This is a genomic window from Paenibacillus tabacirhizosphaerae (genome assembly GCF_040812395.1).
Taxonomy (GTDB): Bacteria; Bacillota; Bacilli; order Paenibacillales; family NBRC-103111; genus Paenibacillus_E.
Genome location: NZ_JBFNXH010000007.1, coordinates 140,321 through 163,749, shown reverse-complemented (window position 1 = coordinate 163,749; position 23,429 = coordinate 140,321). Strand labels below are relative to the sequence as shown.

Here is a 23,429-nt window from a genome sequence, read left to right as displayed (position 1 = left end):
TGACAGTCTGGAATGATCATTCTCAATTTCCGGCAGGTGACCGTGTGCTTCTCTCCACCGCTGGCCCAAGTATAGGACAACTGGTTTGGTGCGTTCACGATAAGCACTTCGCCGTCAACAATTCCATCCCACCATTCGGTCGGCTGCGTGCGAAACTGAAAATGGTGCCTTACGACGGGCTTAAAATCATTATCCATTGCCTGACCGCTGTGGATGTTGACCACCCACTTGGCAAGCTTGCTTGAATCGGTTAAGGCGGACCAAAGCTTCTCGATCGATGTCTTGTACTGAAAATCCAAGGTTAATGTTAAACTTATTCTTCTTCCTCCTCTAGTAGCTGTTTCAAACGCAACATATTCGTATCCAGAACTTGCTATAGAAAGCCACCCAATCTTGAATTTCTCTGAGTGGAGCGGCGTTCAGCCTAAATCGCGTTTCTCTGCCGACTTTTCGGTCAAGTACCAGTCCGGCCTCGTTAAGTATAGTCAAATGCTTGGATACCGCTGTCCGGCCCATTGAGAACTGTGTCGTTAATTCATGTAGAGGCATCTCTTTTGCCTCTGCTAAAAGGCGAATCAGTTGGCGCCTGGTTGGATCTGCAATCGCGTCAAATACATCCCGCAACTGGTTGTTCTCGCTCATAGCACCCACTCCAAAATATTATTTTTCTGTAGTAGAAATTTATTGGTAGTACGAAGGGAGAGCCGTTGATTTTACCACCTCTTTAAAGCATGCGGCTCTTTGGACGTAGCGCCCATGAGGCGATATTGAGCGCAGCATAGAAAAGCGGAAGGATAATAGGAAACCCGTAATCACCATAATCGTTAGCAAACGCATGAGATAAAGCCGCACCGGTCATTAAAAAGAAGATACCAGCGTGAACCCATTCTTTAAGCCGAGGAAAACCTGGCACGACGAGAGCGATGGCCCCAAGCACTTTCCAAATCCCGAGAATTCAAGTGAGTTTCCAATTAGACACCATATGGTGACTATTTGATTATAAGACACCGTTTGGTGTCATGTTAACAACGTTTTATAAAAAGAAAATTTCGGAGAAGAGAGTACATTTTAAAGTATCAAATCGGATATTAAAATATATTTTTGCAATCATTTAGAATAAAGCGGATATTATCACTATTATGAAAAAGTGGATAGTTATGCTATTGTTACATTAATTTGTTTTTGTGAAAGCGAGGCCGAACTAGGATGCTTTACGATTTACAAGGTGAAGCCAATATGGCGCCTATTGTTGGAATTTTATATTCCGCTGTAAAAGAGAATAGCCATCGACTACAAGTAATCACTGCTGGCATGTCGCAAGAAGAAGTAGATTACAAGGGATCTAATAACAATTTTAATAGTACTGCTCAGTTAATCAAACATATCATGTATGTTGATCTGAATTGGGTTTATAGAGTAAAGGGACAACCACTTCCTCAGTCTTTAAAAGAACAATATGGTCCCATGATAGATGAAAATAATAGGCTTCCGATGGTCAAAGGAATGTCTTTGAACACACTTATGTCTAATTATGAAGGTGTATTAAGCATGTTGAAAGATTCATGTACACAATTAACAGATGCTGATCTGGATAAAGTTGTCACATTCGGACATGAAAATGAAAAGCAAGCAACCCTACGTTGGGGCTTATGGCACATGGCTGACCATAGCCGCTATCATCAAGCTCAAATTAATCAGCTTAGAAGGTGGTATAGCGAAGTTCCTCTGTCGAAATAAACATCCGGTCTTTTTCAGTCCGTGATAGTGCCCCGTCGACTCCAAAATAACAGTTGGGGCTTTCTCAGTTCAACGATTGACCTTGCAGATTAGTGCATGAATAGTTAGGACGTCTGGAAGAAGAAGCTCTATGATTAGGGTAAGAGAAGGAGGCCATGCAAACGGTATGGATTGGCTGAAACGAATGAACGGTGCCCTTGCGTATATCGAGGATAACCTCACGGGTGAGATCGACTTCAACACTGTTGCAGGAATTGCTTGCTGCTCCGTCTATCATTTTCAAAGGATGTTCTCGTTCATGGTGGATATCCCATTGTCCGAATATATCCGGCGAAGGCGGCTAACTTTAGCGGCTTTCGATCTGCAGCAGAGTGGAATCAAGGTCATTGATTTAGCATTGAAGTATGGCTACGACTCCCCGGAAGCGTTTACCCGTGCCTTTCAGAGGATGCATGGTGTCCCCCCTACTTTATCGCGCCAGATGGGTATTAGCCTGAAGTCCTATCCACGGCTATCTTTTCACATTACAATTAGAGGAGCTGAAGAAATGAACTACAAAATTATCGAAAAAGATGCTTTTTCTGTCTTCGGGATGGAACAAATCTTCTCCACAGAGAACGGGGAGAATCTGAAGGGTATTCCTGAAATGTGGAACAAATTCCAGAGTGATGGCACAATTGAACGAATTGGGAAAGCAACAGGCCGGGTATGGACGGATTCCAGCAGGGGCATTATGCCAGTGAGTGGTGTTATGTGCTACCGCGAAGATGAGACAGGAAGTTGCAGCTTTCCGTATATGATTTGCGGATTCACACCGGAGTCCGGCTTGAAGACGAGAGAAGAATATCAGGTGGTGGACATCCCTAAGTTAACATGGGCCGTGTTTACGACAGAGACGTACAGCCCTGACCAGACGGTTGCCCAGATTCAGAACTTGTGGAAGCGCATCTACACGGAATGGTTTCCTATGTCATCGTATGAGCCGTTGTCCGGCCCCCAATTCGAAATGTATGGAATTGCAGAGAGTGGGTTGTCCTATTGCGAAGTCTGGATCCCCGTCATGCAGAAATAATGATTTCAGGGCTGCCGGGATGGCAGCCTTTGTGTTGTGGATCCCCCTATACCGCCTCTATCTGCGATAAATCGTCTATTTGCACGGGTGAGCGGAACGTGGGTGCGCTAAGAGGCGGTATTTTCGGTTGTAGGGACATTTCGCGGAACTACCGTGCGTTATGAGCAGGAAATGCTGGGTTTCAGGCACGTTTTCACTCATTTAACGCACCCTAGTTCCTCTTCAGGGGGAGAAAAGGGACGTTACCGTGGAATAAGGCCTCGTAGTTCCGTCGATATCGCTGTACGTGGGGATTGGCGGCCCGGCAGCGGCAGTACCTTCTCGGTTTTCTTGCGATGCTTGCGGAGGCGAAATGTACCCGGAATCTACAGTGGGTTCATGGATAGGAATGCCGAATCGAGGATTGGTTAGCGAAAAGAGGAGAAGAAGGCAGCACAAAGTAGAACAGAAAGGGAATGGCTATGGGGTGGAAAAGCGGTTGAAATCCCATACCCAATTTCCCTCCCCATGCCTGGACGTATGGGTTTAGACAAGGACCTGAGACACAGCCTCAGGTTTTTTATGTGCGACGGGCAGGCGTAACTCTAGCACAGTAGTGCTATGAATAAACCAATACAAGCGGCGGTGACGCTACCGTGGTAAATACGCAACAGTGCTTGGAGAGTTGTTTTCTCGAGGGTGAAAGTCCTTCCTCAAGCGTTCTGGTATGACTTGAGAAGCTTAGTCTAGGGCAATATCGCGAGGGACTTGTCCTGAAAGTGAAGGAGATGCGGAAAATCGAGAGATCCGTAGGCGGATAAGCAGACCCAAATGCGAAAGCGTGAAGCAATGGATCCAGAAAGATGGATGCCAGTAATGAAATAATTGCCCAAATTTCTGCTCTTTCCACACAGTCCCCCCCTCTATAACCTAACAGACTCCGAATAATTAAGAATAAGGTTTTTTCGAAAGACGCCATCACTTTGCAGGAAGCCAGAAGCTGGCTTACCGCCCGACAGTACCCCCTGATATTGACAAAATTCGACGAATCGTTATAAAAGTTACGCATAAGGGGTGAATCACGATGGCGAATAATTACAAACGCTTCATTCAAAATCAATTCGAAAAAGCGAAGTCTACCGCTTCCGAATTCATTTCCTCAAGAAGTGAAGAACAAGAAGAAGAGGAAACTATAGAACTCAATCCGCAACATTATGTTGAGCTGAAAGCAATTGCCGATATGCAGTATACGAACGTGCAAGCGATCGTCAATGGAATAATTGCCCAATACCTGGCAAGCGCCCCATACGAATTAGCCCCCATCTCAGTGGATCAAAAGGAAGATAACCCGCTGCTGTATTTGGATGGTATTTGCAAACTAGAGAATTAAGGAGTGTTGGCCTATGGATAACCACTTGAACATTCAGGATGCAATTTTTCTGGATGAAACGGCTTTAGCCGCTTTGATGAATCCTGAAGACCCCCGCTATGTGAAAGCCCGTTCCCTGTTTCTGGATTTGCATGATCTTGAACGTAATTACATGACGACCAACTCCATTATATTTGATCTTCACGAATGGCTTCGCAATGCATACAGCTATGAGCAGGCGGAATTTTTTCTGAATGCAGTTGATAAAGCTGTGAGTAAAGGCAAACTGGCGGTCGTCTCCAGCGGCCCCGAATTTGAGGGGGAATCACGCAGACTGCTTATGGACAGGCCCGAGCTCCGTTTCTCGCTCAGCGAAGCATTCACGGCTGTGATCATGTCCTATTATCAGGTAAAGCGCATCTTTACTTTCAATCGCAATTTCAAGATGCTTGCCACTTTGGATAAGGATATTCGAATCATTCCATCCAATTAAAGGTGTTAAAACTCGTAAGAATCCCCCTCGGGAGGGGCACTATCTCCGACGAGAGGGAAAGAAGGCCGCAATGTGTAATTCGCACACGCTGCGGCCTTCTTGTGTTCCCTTATTTCGATTTGCGCTTGTTCGTTTTGCTTTTCCAGACATATATTCACTATTCCGGCCAGGTCACCGGCTTATCCAGAATGATGCCATCCGTCATCACCCATTGGCGGAGACTGTCCGCTTGGGCTTGAATAACGATGAAATACAAATCCCCAGTACCGTTATTGCGAAGCGTGCGTTCGCCTTCAGGTCCTACGCGAACTGTCGTTCCTTCCTTGACTTCAATAATCTGTCCATCCACTTGGAACTGACCGCGGCCACCAATGAAAAGGTATAGCTCCTCATTCTCGCGATGTGTGTGGTAGAACGGGACCGCCCCTCCCTCCGGCAGTTGGTTGAGAGAAACTTCCATGCCAGTCAGCCCCAGCTTGTCTTTCAGAAAGTACTTGCCTGCAGCAGGACCATCCGTCACACTCAGAAGACCGCTAAAAGAACCCGCTTCCACAACACTAAAATTTGCTCCATTTATCATAATTCAACAACTCCTTGGGATTTAGATTGTCAAACATTAACCGGGGGCAACTTGTTCATCATCGTAACGGAGTATTACAATAGAATTAACCTAAACCAATTTAAATTAAAAGGCCGGCAGGGTGCTGCCTGTTTCGAGCAGGCTCTTTAAATTGCTGAGAATGACAGGCCAGCCATTATTAAATCCTTCGATCTTGCCTTCATCTTTGCGAATATCCTGATCTAATAAATCCTCGTGCAGGAGTGTCAGTTTTACGGTAGAGTTCAAGGGTGTTAATTCATAAGTAACCTTAGAGCTTCGATCTCCTTCGACGTCTTTGACGCTCCAGGTAACCGTGAATAAACGATATGGATCATATACAAGAACTTCTCCATAATGATCTACCTTATCTTTATTCATCAATTTAAAGCTGGAGCCAACTTGCCAATCTGAAACGATTTCACGACCGAAAAAATACTGCTTAGTGAATTCACTGTTCGTTAGGGCTTGCCAAAGCTTCTCGGGTGTCGTTGCGATGTAAGTCGTGTAAACGAATGAAGTTTTATTCATGTTTAGAATCCTCCTCTAAGGCTTGCTTTAGTGTGTTTAATGCCTCAATTCGGTGACGCTCGAACTTGCCGATCCAGCGTTCATAAATTTCCCCGATAGGTATCGGGTTAAGATAATGCAGCTTTTCACGGCCTTGCCAAACGACAGTAACAAGATTTGCCTCTTCCAGCAGCAAAAGGTGCTTCGTAACAGCTTGACGAGTGATGGTCATTTGCTTACAGAGTTCTCCTAAGGTTTGTCCGTTATTCGCGAACAAGAGGTCGAGTAATTCTCTGCGAGTTCCATCAGCAAGTGCTTTAAATAGTTTGTCCATGACTTTATTATATGCAACCTTTTGATTGCATGTCAAGAGCTGGAAAAAATCTTCCTATATTTAACGAAAGTCGGCACAGGTTAACCTGAAATATTGGAACTGAATCATGATTTGTTATAATAGGGATGTGATTTGAAATAACGTATAGGAATGATGATTATGAAAATCGAGTTTGAAAATAATACTATTGAATTTAATGTTCTATATGGAATTCGAAAAAAGATATCAATTCATATCGATTCGATGGGTTTCATAACCGTTAAAGCTCCTAATGATGCAAGTAAGGAGACGGTTGCGAGCGCTGTAAAACATCATGGAAAAAGGATTTTGCAACAATTACATATGATTGCGGAAGCTCGAGAGGTCCCTAAAACAAGAGAGTATCAAGAAAAAGGGAAGTTCCTTCATCTTGGAAACTATTATTTTCTCCACGAGTTAATCGAGACTAACGAGCTTGATGAAGAAGAACTGAAAATTAATCTTAAGAAGTTCTATTTCTCAAGCTGCAAAAAAATTATAGGGGAGCGAATCAAAGGATATCAAACCAGGCTGAAAGTAAAGCCAAAAACCATTGAAGTCGTAGAGTCAAAAACCAAGTGGGGAAGCTGCAGCTCTGATAAACATATAACCTTTAATTATCGTTTAGCCATGGCTCCAGTTGAAGTTATTGATTATGTAATCATCCATGAACTCTGTCATCTTACTCATATGAATCATGATCGGTCATTTTGGAGACGCGTGGGAAGCATAATGCCGGATTATAAAGAGAAGGAAGCGTATTTGGCAAGGCATGGGCAAGCAATGACGCTTTGAGGCGATTCGAAGAGAGTGGGACGAAGCAACTTCATCTATTCACATCAAAACAAAATAAAACATAGGGTTTTACATATTTTTGATTATTAGGTGGATGGTACTATTGACGATGAACACAGACATTGAGATAATGATTGCGAAACGATTCTACATACGTACTGCCAACAGCTTCGACATTCCTTAATAATCGCTATAGTAAAGTGCAAACATTTGCACAAATTGTGTACGTGCACAGCAAACTTTAACTAATCAAATTGCAAAAGTTATTGCTCGTACTTGTAAGCGTATACAACAACTCGAGGCGAGCCCAACAGATTTAATTATTTATGTTTGAAACTAATTTATGAAGGGAGGTGAGCGTATGGATCAACTTATGAAGGGCGGTGAGCGAACGAATCAGCGACATCAAGTCCTGAAAGACACAATTAAAACAGAGCCTCGTTGATAAAGCCTTATGTAACACATTCGATTTAGTATTTGCTTTCTCAAACTGCAGATTTATCATTGAAGACTTCTTGATGATATTTGTGCAAACGCTTGCACCTTGCTTTTTGGCAGCTTCAATTGTAGATTTCTTCGGGTATTGCTTATTGACTTCAGTAAAAATATTAAATCAGGAGGTTGTTTACTTGAAAGGAAGTAAATCTAGGAAACTTGTTGTTTTAATGCTCCTTTTATCAATTTGTTTGAGCTTGTTTAGTTTGACAGGTGGGGCATTGGCCAGTAATACGAACTATACAGTCACGTATGAGAATGCGACAGCGACATCTGTTACCCTGCATTGGACCACAAATAACTGGAATGGTATTGTGGACACGGCAATGACAAAGAACGGGACCACGTTCACCGCAAATGTCAGTGTACCGGAGGGTGCCACTTTAACCTATTGTTATCACATTACGGCCCCGACGGATAAATGGGATAATAACAACGGTAAAAACTGGACAATCGTTGTTCCAACCAATGGCAAATACGAGGCTGAAAATGCTGCATTGTCCGGTGGTGCGAAGCTAAATTCCGATCACAGAGGATATACCGGAACTGGCTTTATTGCAGGATACGAAATTGCCGGCGCAACAACGACTTTTACCGTTCAGGCTTCTTCTGCAGGCAGTTATAATGCAACACTTCACTATGCCAATGCGACTGGAAGCGCAAAACAGGTTTCCATTATAGTCAACGGATCAACGGTAAAAAGGACGACACTACCCAACTTGGCGAATTGGGATACATGGGCGGACCAAACTGAATCCCTTTCATTAAATGCCGGGAACAATACCATTGCATACAAATATGATTCAGGGGACAGCGGGAATATCAATATCGACTATTTGACAGTCTTACCGGGTGCAACGCCTACACCAACAGTAACACCTACACCGACGGTAACGCCTACACCGACGGTAACGCCTACACCAACGGTAACACCTACACCAACGGTAACACCTACACCAACAGTAACACCTACACCAACGGTAACACCTACACCAACAGTAACGCCTACACCAACAGTAACACCTACACCAACGGTAACACCTACACCAACGGTAACACCTACACCGACAGTAACGCCTACACCAACGGTAACACCAACACCGACGCCAACCGGATTAACGGTCCACGTCAAGAAACCTTCAAACTGGAATTCAGCGATCAAAATCCACTATTGGAACTTGGTTCCGACAACAGTTGCAAATAGCGGCGCATGGCCGGGAATTCTGATGAAGTCAGACGGCAACGACTGGTACAGCTATACAATTACCGGTGCAACAAGCACGAGCTTGATTTTTAATGACAGCAACGGCAAACAAACGGGCGATTTGTCCCGCAGCACGAAAGAAGGCTGGTATTTCACCGATAACGTCTGGTACGATGTAAATCCAGAGAGTCCTAAGATTCCGGTTATTTCAGTCTCACCTGAGCCGAAAATCTACGACTCTGCCCAAACGGTGACGCTATCCAGCAACAACACCGGGGATAAGATTTACTATACAACGGACGGCTCGACACCTACGGCATCATCGACATTATATACTTCCGGGATCCAAGTCACTTCATCTGTGACCATCAAAGCATTTGGGGTTAATTCAGCCGGTCAAGAAGGAAATGTAAGCTCCTTCGCTTATGTCATTGACCCGAATGCCGATATTCAGCCTCCTAGCATCACACCGAATTTGCCGGTTGGGCGTTCGGAAACTGCGGTTACTGTATCCTTTAACGTGAAAGATAACAAACCGGCAACTACAAAAGCTTACTATACAACAGATGGCACGGAGCCAACACAAAGTTCTCAAACCTATATCTCCGGTAATGCATCTGCTGGCTTGACAGGACCATCCATTCTGATTTCCAAGACAACGACTTTGAAATTCCTGGTTGTTGACGGCGCAGGGAATCAGACAACTCAGAGCTTCATTTATAATATTGGAAAAGGCGGCGGCGATTTCCGCGAAGACACGATTTACTTCCTTATTACTTCCCGCTTCTATGACGGAGACACAAGTAACAATGTGCATGATTGGGATGATGCTAAGGCAAAAAATCCGGATTCAGACCCTGCATGGCGAGGGGACTTCAAGGGATTGATTCAAAAGCTTGATTACATCAAAGCCCTTGGCTTCAGTGCCATTTGGATTACACCTGTTGTGCAAAATGCCAGCGGATACGATTATCATGGCTACCATGCGATTAATTTTAGCAAAGTAGACCCACGGTATGAATCTGCGGGAGCATCTTATCAAGATTTGATTAATGCGGCTCATGCCAAAGGATTGAAGATTATTCAGGATGTCGTCGTCAATCATACCGGCAATTTCGGTGAAGAGAATCTGCTTCCTATGTTTAAGAAAGACCCGACTAAACCGGACACAGCCAACAACATGCTCAAAATTACAGATAAGCTGCCGGCAAACTATGATTCCATGACACCTGATCAGCAGTACCAGGCAAGACTCGCTTTAATGAAGACAGATGGCATAAATAACAACATTTATCATACCGAGAAAAGTCTTTCTTGGGAAAGCTATACCGTACAAACAGGACAAATTGCAGGCGACGCCGTGGACTTGAATACGGAAGAGCCTAGAGTTGCCCATTATTTGACTGACACCTACAATAAATATATTGATATGGGTGTTGACGCTTTCCGCCTCGATACGGTGAAACATGTTGCCAGGTATGATTTCAATAAATATTTCCTGCCTGCTTGGAAAGCAAGAGGCGGTGAGAACTTCTTTATGTTTGGCGAAGTGGCCACCAGATATAGAGATGTTTGGAACAGTGGCATTCCGGCTATTTCGACGCCATTCTTTACTTGGAAAGAATCGAAATCCTATCCAGGCGACGGTAAAGATGATTACGCTTCCAACAAGGCGTCCGTTGAACAACAATGGGCTGACAACTCAACTACAGCAGGACAGCCTACATCGAACAATGCTTTCTTAATTGGCAACAACTATCATACTCCGGACTACTCGAAGAAATCGGGCATGGATGTAATCGATTTCCCGATGCACTGGGCATTTAAGTCAGCTCGCGAAGCATTTAGTATGAAAAGCGGCGACCAGTTCTATAATGATGCGACATGGAATGTAACGTACGTCGATTCCCATGACTATGCCCCTGACCAAGCTCCGGAAAATCAAAGATTCGCCGGAACTCAAGACACATGGGCGGAAAATTTGGATCTCATGTTTACTTTCCGAGGCATACCGACTATTTTCTATGGCAGTGAAATTGAATTCCAAAAAGGCAAAGTCATTGATGTGGGTCCGAATGCTCCGCTTAGCACAACAGGCCGAGCCTATTATGGCGATCACATCGAAGGCAGCGTAACGGTACAAGACTACGGTAAATATACGAATGCTACAGGCACGCTTGCGGAATCGCTCCAATATCCTCTGGCGCAGCATATCAGAAAGCTTAACTTGATGAGAAGAGCCATCCCAGCACTTCAAAAAGGCCAGTACTCGACGGAGAATGTATCAGGCGATTTGGCGTTCAAGAGAAGATTTACGGATACGGCCAAAGGCATTGACAGCTTTGTGCTGGTGACGATTTCGGGAGATGCGACATTTACAGGAATTCCGAGCGGAACCTACGTCGATGCGGTCACTGGCGATACCAAAACGGTTACAAACGGCACCATCACTCTGAATTGCTCCGGCAAAGGAAATGCAAGAGTGTATGTACTGAATGGAACGGGTAAAATTGGAGATTCAGGTACTTATCTTAAATAAAAGCTCCAATCATCCATTTACTTATTACAACCTGAAGAGACGAAAAGAGAGGGCTTTCGAGCCCTCTTTTTTCATAGCCAGATTGCGGTTTGGAGTATTGGAAATACCGCTTCGATTGCGCGAGATCATCTTTTTGAACGGGAGAGTGGAACGTAGATGCACTAAGTGGCGGTATTTTCGGTTGTAGGGACATTTCGCGGAACTACCGTTCGTTATGAGCAGGACATACTGGGTTTTCGCACATGATTTTCTTATGCGGATGGAAAGTTTTTCTGTGCAACAATTTTTATATTTACAGATTTCATAGGAAGCAGTAAAATTAAATAACAACTTGTATACAAGTATACTTGTAGACTCTAAGAGGTGGTACATATGAAATTAGGCATGATAGGACTTGGTAAAATGGGTTATAATCTGGTGCAAAATTTGCTTCTGCATCAGCATCAGGTTGTCGTTCACGATGTGAACCCTGAACCCGGAAAGAAATTGGCAGGGCTAGGTGCAGAATTCGCTGCATCGATAGATGAAGTGATTTCAAAATTACAATCTCCACGAATCGTCTGGATCATGGTCCCGGCAGGGAAAATTGTGGACCATGTGATCGAGACATTGGTTCCTATGCTGGAACAGGGCGATATCATTATCGATGGCGGGAACTCCCACTATAAAGAATCTCTTGCTCGCGCGGAGAAGTTGAACGCGCATGGCATCCGGTTTTTCGACGCTGGCACATCGGGAGGTACTGAAGGCGCGGCACACGGAGGCTGTTTTATGATTGGCGGGGATAAAGAAACGTTCACAACCATTGAGCCTTTATTCCAAGCAATTGCGGTTGACAAAGGCTATTTGTACGCTGGGAAGAACGGTAGCGGTCATTTTCTGAAAATGATTCATAATGGTATTGAATATGGAATGATGCAGTCCATCGCTGAAGGATTTGAACTGTTGTCAAAAAGCGATTTCGAATATAACTATGAAGATGTTGCCCGCGTCTGGTCGAATGGTTCCGTTATTCGCAGCTGGTTGATGGAGCTAACAGAGAAGGCTTTTTCAAAGGACCCTAATTTGGACGGAATCCGCGGTGTTATGAAGAGCTCAGGCGAAGGGAAATGGACGGTTGAAACAGCGCTTGATTTGGAAGCCAGCACACCAGTCATTGCGTTGTCCCTGTTGATGAGATACCGCTCGCTTGAAACCGATACGTTCCATGGCAAAGTAGTCGCTGCTTTACGCAATGAATTTGGCGGTCACGCTGTTGTAAGGAATAATGGATGAAAATGTTCTCTTCATAGAATCGTTCGGCGAATATGTGTTAAAATCGATATTAACTATCTTTTTTAATAACCCGAAATTGATTTATATAGGAGAGTTGAGTAGTCATGCGTTATCCATCTGTTTGGTTGCAGGGCGTCTCCCTTGGGGAGTCGATTGCTTGTGGATTAAGACTGCAAATTATTAAAGGTACGATCGGGCCGGGTGAGATCATATCGGAGAATCGGATTGCCTCTGATTTTGGCACTAGCAGATCCCCGGTTAGGGAAGCGTTGAAAACGTTGTCAAATGAAGGGCTTATCCGTCTGGAGCGGATGGGAGCGGTTGTTCTTGGATTAAGCATGGAAGATCTAGAGGAGTTGTATGATGTCCGCTATTTGATCGAAAGCTTCGCCCAGCAGCGCTTGGCCAGCGGTAACCACGAGCAGTTACTTGCAAATCTGTATCAAATTATCGATAAAATGGAATTAGCGATAAAATACAATGATTGCGTAGAATTTTCCCATCTGGACTTTCGCTTTCATGAAGCTATGATTATTGAAGCCAAGCACACAAGGATCATGCATTTATGGAAAAGCATTCGTCATATTGTCCTGACCGTGATGTTAATTACTACGGATGAAATATTTTCTGAAGGTGAAAATAAGCTGATTGCAGTTATTGAAAAGCACCGAATGATCGTAAATGCATTAGAGTCCAAGGATGTAACGATCATTCAAAAAGTTGTCCAGGAGTATTTCGCAGACTCCAATAAAACGCTTCATAGCAGTATAACTTGAAGGATGTGCTAAAGAGATCATGCGCTTGAAGCGCGCGCACAATCTTGTCGACAAGTATACAAATTGAAAAAAGAATGAATTGAAAGCGTTATATCATGAGAAAGCTGTTGGAAGGAAATACTATTTAGATCTAGATAAAATCAGGAGGTTATCATGAGCAGTATCTTCGGATTCAGTCATAATGTAACATTAATCATTTGGGCGTTGATTTCCATTGTATTTCTGGTTGTGCTTATCGCCAAGTACAAATGGAATCCCTTTGTCACACTGCTGATTTCTTCTTTGCTGTTAGGGTTTCTTGCAGGCATGAAACCTGCCGATGTAATTAAAGCAGTAACGGGCGGACTAGGCGGTACATTAGGAACGATTGCCATTGTTATCGGTCTTGGCACGATGCTGGGGAAAATGATGGCGGAATCTGGAGGAGCTGAGCGGATCGCTACAACGCTAGTCGAGAAGTTCGGTGAGAAGCGGGTTCATTGGGCCATGATGATCGTTGGCTTTATCGTAGGGATACCTGTTTTTTTCGAAGTTGGCGTTATCCTATTGATCCCAATAGTGTTTATCGTAGCCCGCAAAACGAAAATGTCGCTTTTGCAAATTGGTATTCCCGTTCTAGCCGGCCTTTCCACTGTGCATGGACTCGTTCCTCCACATCCGGCGCCCATGATTGCAATCGATGCCTATAAAGCTGATCTTGGCAAAACGATTCTGTACTCGATCATTATCGGACTGCCGACAGCCATCCTTGCAGGCCCTTTATTCGGTAAATTTATCGGAAAACGCATACTGGTTGAACCGCCAGCGAATTTGGCCGAGCAGTTCGCATCGAAGGAGAATCGTAATCTTCCGGGATTCGGAATTACTTTGTTTACGATTTTGCTGCCCGTTATTTTAATGTTAATTGGCTCGATTGCCAATATTATCGATCCGAAAGCGACGAGCAGCCTCACGCAGTTTTGTGAATTTATCGGACACGAAATCATTGCTCTTTTGATTGCAGTTGTATTCTCCTTCTTTTCTCTTGGTTTTGCGAGAGGTTTCAAGAAAGAAGATGTGTCCCGTTTTGCAAGCGAATGCTTGGCGCCGACAGCTACGATTATCTTGATTATCGGGGGAGGCGGAGCCTTTAAGCAAGTATTGATCAACAGCGGAGTTGGCGGAGCGATTGCCGCGATTGCTACGCAGGCTCATGTGAACATTATTTTCTTCGCGTGGTTCGTAGCTGCATTAATTCGTGTAGCAACGGGTTCGGCCACGGTTGCCATGACAACGGCCGCGGGAATAGTTGCCCCTGTCCTTGTGCAAAATCCAAATGCGAATATCGAGCTTGTGGTTCTGGCAACAGGTGCGGGTTCGCTTGTGCTGTCCCACGTGAATGACGCCGGGTTCTGGATGGTAAAGGAATTTTTCAATATGACCGTTCCGCAAACGTTGAAATCTTGGACGGTTATGGAAACAATTCTATCTGTTATAGGATTGATTTTCATTCTGCTCCTCAGTACCGTGGTCTAAAGGGGCCTATTCAGCAATTCATCAGGAAAGAAGGTTCTTTCATTGAGTCAACTTATGTATATGATTGGCGTTGATATTGGAACAACGAGTACGAAAGCCGTTCTGTTCGAAGAAAACGGAAAGGTTGTGACCAAATCAGACGAGGGATACCCTTTATATACACCATCTTCGTCTGTGGCTGAACAGGATCCTGAACAAATATTTCGCGCCGTTGTTCATACGCTGAAGAATGTTATGGTTCAAAGCGGAATTAGGCCCGAACAAGTGATGTTCGTTTCATTTAGCTCGGCCATGCACAGTGTCATTGTTGTAGATGCGGAGGGCAAACCCCTTACGCGATGCATCACTTGGGGGGATAACCGGAGTGCTGCCTGGGCGGAACGCTTGAAGCGGGACATGAACGGGCATGAGATCTATTTGCGCACAGGGACACCCATCCATCCTATGTCTCCGCTGCCTAAACTAATGTGGCTTCGTCATGATAATGAGTATCTGTTTCAAAAGGCAAGCAAATTTATCTCGATAAAAGAATATGTATTCGCCAAACTGTTTGGCGAATATGTGGTGGATTATTCCATCGCGTCAGCGACCGGTATGATGAATCTAGAAAAGCTGGATTGGGACGAAGAAGCTCTGGAGATCGCAGGGGTGACGAGAAACCAGCTTTCTACACTTGTACCCACTACTTATGCGCTGGAGGGGATGAATGCCGTCTTTGCAGAAGAAATGGGACTTGCGGCATCGACGCCATTTATTGTAGGAGCCAGTGACGGGGTTCTCTCCAATCTTGGTGTTAATGCGATCGAACCGGGCGTTGTCGCGGCGACGATCGGTACGAGCGGTGCCATCCGTACAGTCGTCGATAAACCGATGACCGACCCGAAAGGGAGAATTTTCTGCTACGCATTAACGGATAAGCACTGGGTTATTGGCGGGGCGGTCAATAATGGCGGTATGTTGCTTCGATGGGCGAGGGATGAACTTGCGGCTTCGGAAGTAGAGACAGCAAAGCGCCTAGGGATGGATCCCTATGATTTATTAATGCAAATCGCTGCTCAGGTTAGACCAGGTTCAGATGGATTGCTTTTCCATCCCTATTTAACCGGTGAACGCGCGCCGTTGTGGAATTCGAATGCTAGAGGGTCGTTTTTTGGTTTGAACATGCACCATCGGAAGGAACATATGATACGCGCTGTTCTGGAAGGGGTCATTTTTAACCTGTATACGGTACTGTTAGCCATGGAGGAACGGATTGGACGGCCTAAAAAAATCCAGGCAACGGGAGGATTCTCCCGTTCGCCCTTATGGCGCCAGATGATGTCGGATATTTTCGATCAGGAAGTAGTCGTTCCTGAGAGCTTTGAAAGCTCATGTCTCGGCGCTGTAGTGCTTGGCTTATATGCAATTGGAAAAATAGATTCTTTGAATGTTGTTTCCATGATGGTAGGTGCTACTCATGAGCATAAACCAATTAAGGAATATGCGGAGATCTATCATCAACTGCTGCCGATTTTTATCCAAATTTCACGCAAGCTGGAAGAGGAATACGAGGCGATTGCAACTTTTCAGCAAAAGCTTTTTTGAAATAAGTACGAACGGACAGCATAGTTAAACGTTATGTTCATTACAATTATGAGATGAGTTCAGTTCCAGGAGGCCCTTAGCATATTGCTGTGGGTCTCCTTTTTTTTGCGACAAAACGCCCGCCTCTGCTTCGATAAGATGACTCGTATTAAGCAATCCACTATGTTCCCGATTTGCCGATATTTGGCTCGGAACTTTAATCTGCATGAATAATGACTTGTAGTACATTAATTTATTATTTCTGCAACTATAATTCCATGCAAATCACATCATAAACAGTCAGTATTACTAATAATTCATAAACAAAGTATAAATGACTTGCGGTATAAAATAATGTTGACCATAAGTCATTATTTTGCTATAACTGAATATGTACATAGAAAATGTTGGATTGGGAGGCTCAGAAATGGCGCGTGGGAGAAATAGATCAAACCGTCACAAAAACAATGGTTTTTTGGGGACACCAAGAACCTTAATTTCACTAAAAGCCGGTGTCCTTCTGCTCTCGACGGCAATTGCACTTGCAGGCTGCTCCAGTGGGAAGCCGCTCGCATCTGCTACGCCGACAGGGCAAGCTTCGGTGCAAATGGTCAAACCTGTAAAAACAGCTAAAGTCAGCATGCAAGCTTGGGATGGCGCCAAAAAACTTGCTGCCGATGTCATTCCTTCGCTGGAGATGAATGTCGTCCTGAAGGTGGACGGCGATGTCTTGAATGTACTGAAAAAGCGCGGTGAAACGGTTCAAAAAGACGATGTCATTATTGAGCTTGATAAAAAAGATGTGATGCGTCAGAAGCAAAAGCTGCTGTATGCCCAGGCCAGTCTCGAAGAACAGTTATCTAAGGCTAAACAGGATTTGAACGATAGTATTCTGGAGCTAACGAATAATATGGCTGCAACCAAGCAGTCTTTGGACGATACGACCAAGCAGTATAACCGGATTTTGAACGATTATGACACCGGTTTGGCGACCAAAGAGCAAAAGGAGCAAATCGAATCACAAGTCAACAATTTGCAGCGGAATCTCCAAACTATACAGCAAAAGCTTAGTACATTGAAAAGCAGCAACCCGCTCTCTTCCATTCAATATCAACTGCAAGCTAATCAGATCGATCTGCAGGATGCAGACGTAAATCTGTCTTACTATGACGTAAAAGCGCCAACGGCTGGAGTTTTGACCGAAATGCCGATTGAGGAAGGGATGACGCTCGCCCGCGGCCATAAAATCGGTGTCGTACAGCGGCAAACGCCGATTAAAGTCCGCGCTGAAGTAACGGAAGCAGACTTGCCATTTGTCCAAGGGAAATCAAGCGTATCGTTTAACATAGCGGGTTCACCTGATACTTTCCAAGGAAAAGTTACTTACTTAGCCAACTTAGCCAACAGTCAAACGAAAACGTACACACTGGAATTGGAAGCCGCCAACGAAGATGGCCGTCTGAAAACAGGCATGCGCGTTCAACTGATACTGGCCGACAACGGGCAACAGCAAGTCATCGCGGTACCGGCGGACAGCATTGTTCGCGAAGACGGCGAACCTTTCGTATTTATCGTAAATGGAGATCATGCGGAAAAGAGGACGGTTAAGCTCGGACGCAGCAAAGATTCCATACTTGAAATCGTCGAAGGGCTGCAAGCAGGCGATACACTGATCGTCTCCGGTCAATATCAACTTCAGAATATGGAAAAAGTAGCGCCTAGCCAATAGTTTGGACTGCATACCGGAATAGATTTACAGGAGGAGGAGTCCGCTTGATTGCCAAGCTGATGAAATATCAAAAAATCACGCTATTATTCTTTGCCATCCTTGTGCTGTTAGGTATCTTCAGCTTTTTTTCTTTAAGCCAGCGGGAAAATCCCGAAATTACCGTTTCCGTGGCCACGGTCCAAACGGTTTATCCTGGAGCATCGCCGGAGAAGGTCGAGCAGCTGGTCACTAAACCGTTGGAAGAGAAAATCCGCGAGATGGAGCATATCAAGTACATCGATTCGACTTCATCCACCAACGTGTCCTTCATTACTGTGGAGTTAGAGCCTGGGAACGACAATAAGCGGGCGTGGGATACGCTAAGGCAAAAGGTGCAGTCGGCGCAGAGCAAGCTGCCTTCGGAAGCGCATCAGCCCGAAATCAACGACGATCTGGCCAAGACCGCGGCTCAAATCATCCACTTGATCGTGGATAATCCTTCAGAGCTGGAGTCTTTGCGGCCAATATCTAAAGTCTGGAAAGACCAGCTGCGCGCAGTTGCAGGCGTGAGCGATGTCGAGATCGTCGGTATTCCCGATCAGGAAGTGAAGGTCGTTCTGAATAATGAGAAGCTCGAAAGCCTTCAGCTCCCTTGGTCGTTTGTCTTGCAGGCGCTCACAAGCGCTCACGACCGCACCCCGATCGGGAACGTAAATGCCAATAATCGCGAAGCTTACGTGCAATTGACGGGCGAGTGGCAGTCTGCCAAAGATATTGCGGATACGGTCGTGTACCGTCCAGCAGGACAGGGCAATTCGCTAACCATTCAGGATGTCGCCCAGGTCAAAATAGGCACGAAAAAGATCGAGGAGCAAGTATTCTACAACGGCAAGACAGCCGTAGATGTCGTCATTTATCCGGCAAAAGGCCAAAATATCCCTTCGTTGCAAAATCAAATTGACGCCAAGGTTTCCGAATTACAAGCTCAACTGCCTGCTCAAGTGAAGATGGAATCGCTTTTTACACAAAAGGAAAGTGTCGATAAGCTGTTTGCCGATTTGTCACGGGAAATGCTGATTGGGATGGTCGCCGTTCTTATTGTCTGTATCTTGGGACTCGCGTTCGGTACTTCCATTATGGTGGCACTGGCGATCCCTGTTTCCATCGCGCTCGGGTTTCTGCCGATCGGCATGACGTCCATCGATTTGAACCAAATTTCCATCGTTGCGCTTGTCATCGTATTAGGGATTCTTGTCGATGATGCGATTGTCGTTAACGATAATATCGAACGCAGGCTATCGCTGGGCGACTCTCCTCAGGATGCTTCGCTGAAAGGAAGCCAAGAAGTAGCGATTTCGATTCTTACTGCTACGATAGCCACTGCGGCCGCTTTTTTTCCGTTGTTTTTCTTGAAAGGCAATATCGGGGACTTTATCCGTCCAATTCCTGTTGTTGTCAGCTTGACGTTAGCGGCGTCTATGGCTATGTCGCTAACCGTTGTTCCGATTTTCCGTAAATGGAACAGTGAACGCAGCCTTCGCAAGGGAGCCAGCACACAGAATAAGCTGCCCGGCCTTCTGGGAAAACCGATATGGCTTCTTAGCGAATATTACGAAAAGCTCATTCGACGCTTGCTGAAAAAACCGCTGTTGACCGGTATGATCGGACTTGTCATCGGAACCGCCAGCTATGGACTTCTGCCGCTGCTTGGCGTCCAGTATTTTCCGAGCGCGGAACGGAGCGAATTTTTACTCGACGTGAAAATGCCCGTGAGCAGCAGCTTTAAACAAAACGCCGATATGATGAAAAGTTTATCGACTTGGGCGGAGCACCAGGATGGGGTTCTATCCGTTTCCGCTTATGCAGGGAGAACCGCACCGAAGTTTTATTACGCAGAAACCGCCTCTACCGGCACCAGAACCGGCCAGTTATACGTGAAGGTCGACGAATCCCGGGTCCATACGGGCGATCTCGTGTCCAGTTGGCGCGGGCAGCTGAAGAATATGTATCCGGACATCGAGCTTTTGCCTAGGGAGCTGGAGCAAGGGCCTCCTGTCGGCGCACCGATTGCCGTTCGGATCAGTGGCCCGGAATTGAGCGGATTAACCACTCTTTCGAAGCAGATCCAAACGATTTTGAAAGGCATCCCGGGCACTTCCAACATCTCCGACAGCGTTGGCGCAGAAGCCTACACGATGGATCTTCAGCTCGATCAGGAAAAAGCGCGATATTACGGTGTGAGCGAGAAGGACTTGTCCGCTACAGCCCGGCTGGCAACCGATGGCATCGAGGCTTCCAAGCTGCAGTTGAGCAGCGAGAACATTCCTGTCACACTTTTCAGCGAGACGAACCAGACGCCATCGATACAAACGGTTGAAGATTTGCTCGTTCCATCGCAATCCGGGGCGCTATATCCGATCAAACAGTTTATCAGCCTTCAACCGAACCGCATGATTACCTCTGTCCAGCATCACAATCTGGTCAGAACAGTTACGGTTAGAGCTTATACGGACGGACGTTTACCCGCGGATATCGTGACGGAGTTGCAAAATCAAGCCAAAGAACTGCAAAAACCAAACGCCTACACCATTGAATTCGCCGGCGAGAATGCGGATCGCAATGACGCATTCACCTCAATTGGCAAGCTTTCGATTGTCGTTATGTGCCTCATTTTCATCATTATCGCGATTCAATTCTATTCCTTATCGATTCCGTTTCTGGTGATGATGACCGTCTATCTGGCAATGGGGGGCGCTTTGATCGGTTTATTCGTAACCGGTGCTCCGATCGGGTTCATGGCACTCATGGGCTTTGTCAGTTTGGCGGGGATCGTGGTGCGTAACGGAATCGTGCTGGTCGAATTTATCGAAGACGCCAGACATAACGGCATGGATCTGTATGACGCCATTGCCGAATCCGGGCGCGCGCGGCTTCGTCCTATTCTGATGACGTCCGCTACGGCGATTAGCGGTTTGCTGCCCATGGCCATTATGGGAGGCAGCTTATGGCGACCTATGGCAGTGGTCATTATTTCAGGTCTCATAGTCTCCACACTGCTTACGCTGATTATCGTCCCATCCTTCTATTTGCCGCTTGCCCAGTGGAGAGATAAGCGCAAGCGCAAACGGAATGCAGCGGGACTTGCAGAAGCAAATTTCTGAGGAGGAACTCAATCATGAAGACGATATTCAAACAAGCGGTTATGGCTCTCGCCTTGTCTTCCTCGCTGATCATATCGGGGATTCCCGCATTCGCGGAAGGAGCGGCGCTGCCGGCAAATGCCGCCATCTATGACATTAACGACAATCTTCATGTCAGTGTGAAAGGCGTCTTTAATGAAAAAACGACTGGCGGCGTCCGCCTTGGCGCGGTAATCCGGGTGAACAACACGAGCGGTTTAACGCTCCGGATACCCGATCACGAGCTCAGAGTGAAAACGCTGGACGGCATTGTGTACACGCTGCGAGCCAGCAGCGGCAATCCACGCGGCGTGCAGCCCGATTCCGAAGTCGATCTGACTTACATGCTAACCGTCAATCGGCCAACGGAGATAAGCTTGGCAGAACTCTCGCTCATCGATGTCAATTATGACGCATATCCGAAGCGGGAGACTACGCTGTTCACGGCTGCCATCGGATCGACCGTATGGAACGGGAAGCTTGCCGAGTTCAAAGAAGCAGCGCTTCTGAAAAAGTGGGGCGAATCATTCACGATCCCAACACTGGAATCGCCTCTTCAATATCAAACCATAAGCATCAACAAAACCAATTCGAGCGATGGAAACGTCTACGTCGTGAAGTTATTGGTGACGAATCCGTCGGATCGGTCCGAGACTGTTCCCGCTCTCGAACTGGATGGGAAAGCAAAATCCAAGGTTTACGCAGGCAGGCAGGTTGAAGCAGGTTCTGTATCCCTGGAACCGGGCGAGAGCAAATATGTGCATTTCGCTATTCATGCAGAGATGGACACCGTGCTAGACAGCCTGAACGTGTTGACAGCCGAGAGCTTCACGCAAGCAGACGCCAACGGCGCGATGAAAGCATCCGGCTTTAGCATCGGCAAGTTGAACATTAGTCTTTCTCGCGAGAAGCAAGCTGTCAGCAGCTACAAGTATGGTACTCCGATTATTTTTGACAAATGGAATAACGTCATCCATCAGGATTTGGGCGTTGCCTTAACAGAGCTGCATATTGCGAATAATGAAGACCAAGGCAGCAAGCTCGCCGTTGCCAAGTTCAAGTTGACGAACGAAGGCTTAAGTCCGCTTCCTGTGCCGGAATTTCTAACCGAGTTGTCAAGTCCATCCGGTTATGACTACGCTGGGACCAGACAAAGCGAAACGCAGAAGTCGATTGCTCCGGGAACATCTATGGTTGTCAGCTATGCTTATGTACTGCCTCTTTCGGAAAACGGCGATACATTTACGATGAACATGCAGCATAAGCTGAGCGGCGCCGCAAACGGCGATTCGGCTCCCATATACAAGTCGGCAATTGCTTCTTATCAGGTAACGGCACAAGGTGACGAGGACAGACATAAGATTTCCCTGTACCCGTACACTGTCAATGTGAAAGACTATTTCTTGTCGCAAATAACGACCCCTGATCAGATGCTCGCGATGAGCTACTCCTACAAATTGCAATTATTTATGGATCTGACTCGCGATCCGCAGGTGTTGGTGGACAACAATTTCGCCAAGTTGAAATTTGAATTGGTCGACCCTTCTGGCAGTATCCTTGGGTCGAAATCTTTTCCCTTCACAGGCACAGAACGGTTGGTGAACGGTAAGCAGACCTTAACGTTTAATCATCTGACAACAGATCAAATACAAAATAACGTAAGTGTTAAAGTCTATGAAACCATTCTGACTCCTGCCGGTGAAGTTAATCGATTGATCACAGAGCTGAAATAGCAAATACAAGCCTTTCTGAGAGAAATCTCGGGAAGGCTTCGTCTTTTTGCGTGGGTGAGCGGAACGTAGGTGCGTTATGCGGCGGTATTTTCGGTTGTAGGGACGTTTCGCGGAACTACCGTGCGTTATGAGCAGGGAATGCTGGGTTGTAGGCACATTTTCGCTCATTTAACGCACCCTAGTTCCGCTTCAGGGGGAGAAAAGGGGCGTTACCGTGGAATAAGGCATCCTAGTTCCGTCCATATCGCTGTGCATGGGAATTGGAGGCCCGGCAGTACCTCCTCCGTTTTCTTGCGAAGCTTGCGGAGGCGAAATGTGCCCGGAATCTTACAGGGGTGTTCATGGGTAGGAATAACGGATGGAAGACAGGTCAGAAGAAAGGTTAGTTAAAAGAGAAGAAGAAGGCAGCACAAAGTAGAATAAAAAAGGGAATGGGTATGAGGTGGAAAAGCGATAGCGGTTAGAACCATACCCAATTCCCTCCCCATATCTGGACGTAGGGATTTAGACAAGGAGCTGAGGCACAGCCTCATACTT

16 protein-coding genes and 3 pseudogenes are annotated in these 23,429 nt (G+C 45.9%); 13 read left to right on the top strand and 6 right to left on the bottom strand.

What is annotated here, in order from left to right; all coding sequences use genetic code 11:
* Nucleotides 1-35 precede the first annotated feature (35 nt).
* From ABRS97_RS14955 to ABRS97_RS14945, 3 pseudogenes are all read right to left on the bottom strand, one after another.
* Nucleotides 36-317 (bottom strand): annotated as a pseudogene (locus ABRS97_RS14955) (SRPBCC family protein); the annotation flags it as partial.
* A pseudogene (locus ABRS97_RS14950) lies at nucleotides 314-642 on the bottom strand (ArsR/SmtB family transcription factor). The pseudogenes ABRS97_RS14955 and ABRS97_RS14950, both read right to left, overlap by 4 nt.
* A gap of 82 nt (nucleotides 643-724) precedes the next feature.
* Nucleotides 725-955: pseudogene (locus ABRS97_RS14945) on the bottom strand (DoxX family protein); the annotation flags it as partial.
* Between the two features lie 251 nt (nucleotides 956-1,206).
* Here ABRS97_RS14945 and ABRS97_RS14940 point away from each other — a divergent pair.
* The 4 genes from ABRS97_RS14940 (at nucleotide 1,207) to ABRS97_RS14925 (ending at nucleotide 4,650) form a co-directional block, all read left to right on the top strand.
* The gene (locus ABRS97_RS14940; RefSeq protein ID WP_367815010.1) at nucleotides 1,207-1,737 is read left to right on the top strand and encodes a DinB family protein; all 531 of its coding nucleotides are present in this window, start codon (nucleotides 1,207-1,209) and stop codon (nucleotides 1,735-1,737) included.
* A 166-nt stretch (nucleotides 1,738-1,903) separates the two neighbouring features.
* The gene (locus ABRS97_RS14935) at nucleotides 1,904-2,809 is read left to right on the top strand and encodes an AraC family transcriptional regulator (protein WP_367815012.1); all 906 of its coding nucleotides are present in this window, start codon (nucleotides 1,904-1,906) and stop codon (nucleotides 2,807-2,809) included.
* A 1,063-nt stretch (nucleotides 2,810-3,872) separates the two neighbouring features.
* A complete protein-coding gene (locus tag ABRS97_RS14930) occupies nucleotides 3,873-4,178 on the top strand; it encodes a hypothetical protein (RefSeq protein ID WP_367815014.1) in 306 nt (101 codons plus the stop codon).
* 13 nt (nucleotides 4,179-4,191) lie between these two features.
* Nucleotides 4,192-4,650, top strand: coding sequence for a hypothetical protein (locus tag ABRS97_RS14925; RefSeq protein ID WP_367815016.1), 459 nt, complete (start codon nucleotides 4,192-4,194; stop codon nucleotides 4,648-4,650).
* Nucleotides 4,651-4,807: 157 nt separating this feature from the next.
* Here the strand turns inward: ABRS97_RS14925 and ABRS97_RS14920 are convergent, their stop codons facing one another.
* The 3 genes from ABRS97_RS14920 to ABRS97_RS14910 form a co-directional block, all read right to left on the bottom strand.
* A complete protein-coding gene (locus ABRS97_RS14920; protein WP_367815017.1) occupies nucleotides 4,808-5,230 on the bottom strand; it encodes a cupin domain-containing protein in 423 nt (140 codons plus the stop codon).
* Between the two features lie 105 nt (nucleotides 5,231-5,335).
* Nucleotides 5,336-5,779, bottom strand: a complete 444-nt coding sequence (locus ABRS97_RS14915) for an SRPBCC family protein (RefSeq protein ID WP_367815019.1) — start codon at nucleotides 5,777-5,779, stop codon at nucleotides 5,336-5,338.
* A complete protein-coding gene (locus ABRS97_RS14910; protein WP_367815021.1) occupies nucleotides 5,772-6,092 on the bottom strand; it encodes an ArsR/SmtB family transcription factor in 321 nt (106 codons plus the stop codon). The genes ABRS97_RS14915 and ABRS97_RS14910 overlap by 8 nt, the downstream gene beginning before the upstream one ends.
* Before the next feature lie 159 nt (nucleotides 6,093-6,251).
* On the opposite strand from ABRS97_RS14910, the gene ABRS97_RS14905 reads away from it, so the two are divergent.
* From ABRS97_RS14905 to ABRS97_RS14865, 9 genes are all read left to right on the top strand, one after another.
* On the top strand, nucleotides 6,252-6,905 hold the full coding sequence (locus ABRS97_RS14905) for a M48 family metallopeptidase (protein WP_367815023.1): 654 nt from the start codon (nucleotides 6,252-6,254) through the stop codon (nucleotides 6,903-6,905).
* Between the two features lie 629 nt (nucleotides 6,906-7,534).
* The gene (locus ABRS97_RS14900; RefSeq protein WP_367815025.1) at nucleotides 7,535-11,143 is read left to right on the top strand and encodes an alpha-amylase family glycosyl hydrolase; all 3,609 of its coding nucleotides are present in this window, start codon (nucleotides 7,535-7,537) and stop codon (nucleotides 11,141-11,143) included.
* Between the two features lie 372 nt (nucleotides 11,144-11,515).
* Entirely contained in the window at nucleotides 11,516-12,418 is a 903-nt protein-coding gene (gene gnd / locus ABRS97_RS14895; RefSeq protein WP_367815027.1) for a phosphogluconate dehydrogenase (NAD(+)-dependent, decarboxylating), read from the top strand.
* A 104-nt stretch (nucleotides 12,419-12,522) separates the two neighbouring features.
* The gene (locus ABRS97_RS14890) at nucleotides 12,523-13,194 is read left to right on the top strand and encodes a GntR family transcriptional regulator (protein ID WP_367815029.1); all 672 of its coding nucleotides are present in this window, start codon (nucleotides 12,523-12,525) and stop codon (nucleotides 13,192-13,194) included.
* Nucleotides 13,195-13,347: 153 nt separating this feature from the next.
* Nucleotides 13,348-14,709 (top strand): GntP family permease, encoded by a 1,362-nt coding sequence (locus ABRS97_RS14885; protein ID WP_367815030.1) that lies wholly within the window; start codon nucleotides 13,348-13,350, stop codon nucleotides 14,707-14,709.
* Nucleotides 14,710-14,751: 42 nt separating this feature from the next.
* Nucleotides 14,752-16,293 carry a gluconokinase gene (gntK, locus tag ABRS97_RS14880; protein WP_367815032.1) on the top strand — a complete coding sequence of 514 codons (1,542 nt, stop codon included), beginning with the start codon at nucleotides 14,752-14,754 and terminating at the stop codon, nucleotides 16,291-16,293.
* A 406-nt stretch (nucleotides 16,294-16,699) separates the two neighbouring features.
* Nucleotides 16,700-18,001, top strand: coding sequence for an efflux RND transporter periplasmic adaptor subunit (locus ABRS97_RS14875; protein ID WP_367815034.1), 1,302 nt, complete (start codon nucleotides 16,700-16,702; stop codon nucleotides 17,999-18,001).
* A gap of 44 nt (nucleotides 18,002-18,045) precedes the next feature.
* Entirely contained in the window at nucleotides 18,046-21,141 is a 3,096-nt protein-coding gene (locus ABRS97_RS14870) for an efflux RND transporter permease subunit (protein WP_367815036.1), read from the top strand.
* A gap of 14 nt (nucleotides 21,142-21,155) precedes the next feature.
* Complete coding sequence (locus ABRS97_RS14865) at nucleotides 21,156-22,892, top strand: hypothetical protein (RefSeq protein ID WP_367815038.1); 1,737 nt, start codon at nucleotides 21,156-21,158, stop codon at nucleotides 22,890-22,892.
* The last annotated feature ends 537 nt before the right edge of the window (nucleotides 22,893-23,429 follow it).

Excerpts from the sequence above, each read along its gene's own strand:
- ABRS97_RS14940 (WP_367815010.1), top strand. The coding sequence starts at position 1,207 with ATGCTTTACGATTTACAAGGTGAAGCCAATATGGCGCCTATTGTTGGA.
- ABRS97_RS14935 (WP_367815012.1), top strand. The coding sequence starts at position 1,904 with ATGGATTGGCTGAAACGAATGAACGGTGCCCTTGCGTATATCGAGGAT.
- ABRS97_RS14930 (WP_367815014.1), top strand. The coding sequence starts at position 3,873 with ATGGCGAATAATTACAAACGCTTCATTCAAAATCAATTCGAAAAAGCG.
- ABRS97_RS14925 (WP_367815016.1), top strand. The coding sequence starts at position 4,192 with ATGGATAACCACTTGAACATTCAGGATGCAATTTTTCTGGATGAAACG.
- ABRS97_RS14920 (WP_367815017.1), bottom strand. The coding sequence starts at position 5,230 with ATGATAAATGGAGCAAATTTTAGTGTTGTGGAAGCGGGTTCTTTTAGC.
- ABRS97_RS14915 (WP_367815019.1), bottom strand. The coding sequence starts at position 5,779 with ATGAATAAAACTTCATTCGTTTACACGACTTACATCGCAACGACACCC.
- ABRS97_RS14910 (WP_367815021.1), bottom strand. The coding sequence starts at position 6,092 with ATGGACAAACTATTTAAAGCACTTGCTGATGGAACTCGCAGAGAATTA.
- ABRS97_RS14905 (WP_367815023.1), top strand. The coding sequence starts at position 6,252 with ATGAAAATCGAGTTTGAAAATAATACTATTGAATTTAATGTTCTATAT.
- gnd (WP_367815027.1), top strand. The coding sequence starts at position 11,516 with ATGAAATTAGGCATGATAGGACTTGGTAAAATGGGTTATAATCTGGTG.
- ABRS97_RS14890 (WP_367815029.1), top strand. The coding sequence starts at position 12,523 with ATGCGTTATCCATCTGTTTGGTTGCAGGGCGTCTCCCTTGGGGAGTCG.
- ABRS97_RS14885 (WP_367815030.1), top strand. The coding sequence starts at position 13,348 with ATGAGCAGTATCTTCGGATTCAGTCATAATGTAACATTAATCATTTGG.
- ABRS97_RS14875 (WP_367815034.1), top strand. The coding sequence starts at position 16,700 with ATGGCGCGTGGGAGAAATAGATCAAACCGTCACAAAAACAATGGTTTT.
- ABRS97_RS14865 (WP_367815038.1), top strand. The coding sequence starts at position 21,156 with ATGAAGACGATATTCAAACAAGCGGTTATGGCTCTCGCCTTGTCTTCC.